The sequence below is a fragment of the Vibrio sp. D431a genome (assembly GCF_030248655.1).
Taxonomy (GTDB): Bacteria; Pseudomonadota; Gammaproteobacteria; order Enterobacterales; family Vibrionaceae; genus Vibrio; species Vibrio alginolyticus.
Genome location: NZ_JAHGAP010000106.1, coordinates 1 through 769, shown reverse-complemented (window position 1 = coordinate 769; position 769 = coordinate 1). Strand labels below are relative to the sequence as shown.

General features: G+C 40.2%; 1 protein-coding gene. It reads left to right on the top strand.

Annotation, left to right across the window (positions count from 1 at the left end; genetic code table 11):
• Positions 1-243 precede the first annotated feature (243 nt).
• The gene (locus KJB35_RS28275) at positions 244-696 is read left to right on the top strand and encodes a GNAT family N-acetyltransferase (protein WP_258475300.1); all 453 of its coding nucleotides are present in this window, start codon (positions 244-246) and stop codon (positions 694-696) included.
• Positions 697-769: the final 73 nt, after the last annotated feature.

The following is a 769-nucleotide window of genomic DNA, read 5'->3' as shown; positions in this document are numbered from 1 at the left end:
ATAATACAGCGGCACAGAAGTTCATACCTCAAAGGGACTTTATCCCTTTTATGGAGCAGTGGTTCCAAATTGAAAGTGCCTTGTTTTGAGGCGGTACATAACAATCTGTTTAAGAGTGATTCGCAACGCGTGGCATTTTTTACTATGCGTTGGTTTTAGTGTTTAAGGTGGTATGCGGTAGCATCGGTATTACGTTGCTCACACCTTAACAGGGCGTTATGTTTTCGGAGGGAAATTGTCACTATGAGCATAGAGCTAAGAAGAATTGACCATGATAACTTCTATGAAATCTGCCAGTTAAAAGTCGCTAAAAATCAATTAAATCATATTGATAGCAATGCTATTTCATTGGCTGAAGCGAACTTTATGGATTTTCCTTGGTTTCGTGGCATCTATGCCGAAGATAAGCCAGTAGGTTTCATCTTGGTAAACGCAGACATTTACGCAGATAAATTTTTCCTTTGGCGATTCATGCTAGATCAGACACAACAATCAAAAGGTTATGGTCGTAGAGCCATCGAGTTGTTAAGTTCAGAGTTGCTTAACGAGTTTGGAGCATCGGCTCTTTATACAAGTGTTGTAGATAGCACAGGTGGTCCAAAAGATTTCTACTTAAATTGTGGTTTTATACCTACTGGAAACTTAGTCGCAGGTAGGGAAATAGAGTTAAGCAGAACTCTTGAGCCCCAAACATAACAAACTGTTCAAGAGGGATTCGCAACGCGTGGCATTTTCACTATGCGTTGGTTTTAGTGCTTAAGGTGGTATG

Bases quoted from the DNA above. Each gene is read 5' to 3' on its own strand.
- KJB35_RS28275 (WP_258475300.1), top strand. From the start codon at position 244: ATGAGCATAGAGCTAAGAAGAATTGACCATGATAACTTCTATGAAATC.